Annotated in this window: 3 protein-coding genes; 2 read left to right on the top strand and 1 reads right to left on the bottom strand. The window is 64.4% G+C overall.

The annotated features are described in order from the left end of the window. Positions 1–44 precede the first annotated feature (44 nt). A complete protein-coding gene (locus P5705_RS23050; RefSeq protein ID WP_277463175.1) occupies positions 45–920 on the bottom strand; it encodes a helix-turn-helix domain-containing protein in 876 nt (291 codons plus the stop codon). Between the two features lie 168 nt (positions 921–1,088). On the opposite strand from P5705_RS23050, the gene pobA reads away from it, so the two are divergent. Further along, positions 1,089–2,276 carry a 4-hydroxybenzoate 3-monooxygenase gene (pobA, locus tag P5705_RS23055; RefSeq protein ID WP_277463177.1) on the top strand — a complete coding sequence of 396 codons (1,188 nt, stop codon included), beginning with the start codon at positions 1,089–1,091 and terminating at the stop codon, positions 2,274–2,276. Positions 2,277–2,453: 177 nt separating this feature from the next. Then, the gene (locus P5705_RS23060; protein WP_277463178.1) at positions 2,454–3,335 is read left to right on the top strand and encodes a LysR substrate-binding domain-containing protein; all 882 of its coding nucleotides are present in this window, start codon (positions 2,454–2,456) and stop codon (positions 3,333–3,335) included. Positions 3,336–3,613: the final 278 nt, after the last annotated feature.

The raw sequence follows: 3,613 nt of genomic DNA on the forward strand, positions 1-3,613 counted from the left end.
CCTGGCGTGAATTGCAACCGCGCGGGTTTGCACGACCGATGCGGTCACGCGCAGGGGGCTGAGCGTCGGAAGCCGTTGGGGGTCTGCCCACTCAGGCGCTTGAAGAAACGGGCGAAGTAGGTCGGGTCGCTGAAGCCCAGATTGTCCGACAGCTGCCCGATGCTCATGCGGGTATACACCAGGTTGCGCCGGGCTTCGAGCAGCAGGCGCTGGTGGATGACCTGCAACGCGCTCTGGCCCGTCAGCTCCCGGCACAGTTGGTTGAGTTGTGCACTGGTGATTCCCAGGCGGGCGGCGAAGGTATCGACAGACAGGTGCTCGCGGTAGTGCGCTTCGACCTGGCGCTGGTACAGGCCAAGCAGTCGGCGGTCACGCTCGCCTCGATTGCGCGGCGGCTGGTCGTGTTGCTGGCGGCTGATCCAGACCATCAGTGTGGTGACCAACGCCTGCAGCATCGCAGCCCGTGCCGGGGCATTGCCCTGGTATTCCTGTTGCAGGGCGTCGATCAGGGTGTGCAGGCGCCGATGCGCCTGGCCCAGCGGATAACAGCCCGGCGCGGCCAGCACGCTGAGTGGGGCACCGAGACGCTGCTCAAGCTCGGCCACCAGGGTTGTACCAAACGTCAGTACATGGCCCTGGATGTCCTCGTTGAAGCGAAAGCCATGGACGGTCAGGGGGGGAACCACCTGGATGGCCGGTTGGCAAATGACGCTGCGCGAACCCTCGATTTCCACTTGCGCCTCGCCCCGATGCACATAAAGAAGCTGCAGCAGCTCGGCGTGGCGGTGCGGCTTGATTTCCCAGTGGTGCAGACGGCTGCGCGCGGAGATCGACTCGCAGTGCAGCAGGTCGGTGTCGGGTCGCGTGTGGCTCTCGCCATACAGTTGGAATAGCGGGATGCCAGGAAGGGCTGTCAGCATGGGAGGCCTGTTCGTTAATCGAACGTTTTTCGTAAAAGTGCAGTTTTCAAACTGAAAATCACACTTTGTGCGCGTGTTTTGCCATTAAAAATGCGGAGGCAAACCTTAACAGCAGATGCCCGGTCGCTGCCAGTCGTGGGCCGGCATCGCCAGGAAGAGACAACAACAATGAAAACTCAGGTTGCAATCATCGGTGCGGGTCCTTCCGGCCTGCTGCTCGGTCAACTGTTGCACAGGGCCGGTATCGACACGCTGATCGTCGAGCGTCAGGCGCCGGACTACGTGCTTGGACGCATTCGCGCCGGGGTGCTGGAGCAGGGTACCGTCGACCTGCTGCGCGAGGCGGGAGTGGCGGCGCGCATGGACCGCGAAGGCCTGGTCCACGAGGGTGTCGAACTGGTGGTCGGCGGTCGCCGCCAGCGCCTGGACCTCAAGGCCCTGACGGGCGGCAAGACGGTCATGGTGTACGGCCAGACCGAGGTAACCCGCGACCTGATGCAGGCCCGCGAACAGGGCGGCGCGCCGATCATCTATTCAGCCGGCGCGGTGCAGCCCCATGACATCGACACGACACGACCGTACCTGACATTCGAGAAGGATGGCCGTTTGCAGCGGGTCGACTGTGACTACATCGCCGGTTGCGACGGTTTTCACGGCGTCTCCCGGCAGAGCATTCCGGCAGGGGTGCTCAAGGCGTACGAGCGGGTCTACCCGTTCGGTTGGCTGGGGTTGTTGGCCGACACGCCGCCCGTCAGTCACGAACTGATCTACGCCCACCATGACCGTGGCTTCGTGTTGTGCAGCCAACGGTCCCAGACCCGCAGCCGCTACTACCTGCAGGTGCCGCTCGAGGAGCGGGTGGAAGACTGGCCGGATTCGCGTTTCTGGGGTGAGCTCAAGGCACGCCTGCCGCAAGAAGTCGCGGCGCGCCTGGTGACCGGCCCCGCGCTGGAGAAAAGCATCGCGCCGCTGCGCAGTCATGTGGTCGAACCCATGCAGCATGGCCGGCTGTTCCTGGTCGGCGATGCTGCCCACATCGTCCCGCCCACAGGCGCCAAGGGGCTGAACCTGGCGGCCTCGGATGTCAATTACCTGTACCGGATCCTGGTCAAGGTGTACCGCGAAGGGCGCACCGACCTGCTGGCCCACTATTCACCCCTGGCCTTGCGCCGGGTATGGAAGGGGGAGCGTTTCAGTTGGTTCATGACCCAGCTGTTGCATGACTTCGGCGACCAGCAGGATGACTGGGACCGCAAGATGCAGGAGGCTGACCGCGAATACTTCCTGAGTTCGCCGGCGGGGTTGGCGAACATTGCCGAGAACTACGTGGGGTTGCCGTTCGAGGCGGTGGAGTGAACCCTCTCCCACGGGGTATTTGTGCGACAGGTAGGAGCCGGCCTTGCCGGCGAACACCGGCGCAGCCGGTGCCAGCCAACCTGTTGCCCGCTTCGCCAGCAAGCTGGCTCCTACGGTTGTCGGGCGCCAAGGGGCATGGTAGAACTCCGCTTTGCCATTCACAAACCGAATACTTGAATGTCCATCAGCGCAAAACCGAATAGGGCCCTGTTCGACCTCGATCTGCTCCGCGCCATCGTCGTGGTCGCCGATTGCGGCAGCTTCACCACCGCGGCGGCGCGCCTGCACTCTACCCAGTCCACCATCAGCCAGAAAGTCCGGCGCCTGGAAGACATGGTCGGGCATCGCCTGCTGGTACGTGGCAATCGCGATGTGCTGCCCACCGATGCCGGTCAGACGTTGCTGGGTTACGCCCGCCATATGCTGGCCTTGAACGACCAGATGCTCGAGGCCCTGGCCGGGGCGATGGTCGGCGTCACCGTGCGCCTCGGCGTGCCCGAGGATTTCGTGGGGGGGCGTACCACCAATGCCTTGGCGGCGTTCAGCCGGCGCCACCCGCAAGTCAAGCTGGAAGTCACCAGCGGCCTGTGCCGCGACCTGAGCCAGGCCTATGACAATGGCGAGCTGGACCTGGTGCTGCTCAAGCAGCGACGCAACAGCCGGGAAGGCGTGGCCTGCTGGCCTGAGCGGTTGCAGTGGATCGACAGTGAGCGCGCGCCATCCTTCGACCTCGACCCCATACCCCTGGTGACTTTCCCGCCACGCGGCTTGTACCGTGACGACATGATCAGCGCGATCGAAGGCATGGGGCGACGCTGGCGCATCAGTTTCACCAGTTCGAGCCTGAGCGGTATCCAGGCCGCGGTGGCCGATGGCATGGGCATCAGTTTGCTGCCGCCACGGGCGGCGACCGCCGACCACCGGGTGCTGGGCAGCGCGCAGGGGCTGCCGGAGGTCGACAGCTACGAGATCGTGATCGTGCATCGGCCGACGGCGGATGTGATGGTCAAGGCGCTGGCCGATGTGCTGACGCAGTTGCTGGCGGTCAACGCGCTCTGAGCGACAGGCCTTTGCAGGTGTTCGTCGAGGTTGTTGCGGCGCCGATGAGATCGAGCGCCGCCCGCGCGCCGCATCGCGGATGAATCCGCTCCTACCGTCGTAGGCACAGAGCTTACGACCATGGTCTGCGAGGTATGTGCAGGAGCGGATTCATCCGCGATGCGCCGCAAGGCGCCCAGGCAGGCCAGGCCTTTGTCCCCCCTTCCCATGTCATCCCCCCCACCCCCGATCCATTAGCGTTCCGAGCATTTCCGACTGGCAAAGCAGGATGCTTACCG

The organism is Pseudomonas entomophila (assembly GCF_029478665.1).
GTDB lineage: Bacteria > Pseudomonadota > Gammaproteobacteria > Pseudomonadales > Pseudomonadaceae > Aquipseudomonas > Aquipseudomonas entomophila_F.

What these genes read in the sequence shown, in the direction of transcription:
- P5705_RS23050 (WP_277463175.1), bottom strand. Translation starts at nt 920, where the DNA reads ATGCTGACAGCCCTTCCTGGCATCCCGCTATTCCAACTGTATGGCGAG.
- pobA (WP_277463177.1), top strand. Translation starts at nt 1,089, where the DNA reads ATGAAAACTCAGGTTGCAATCATCGGTGCGGGTCCTTCCGGCCTGCTG.
- P5705_RS23060 (WP_277463178.1), top strand. Translation starts at nt 2,454, where the DNA reads ATGTCCATCAGCGCAAAACCGAATAGGGCCCTGTTCGACCTCGATCTG.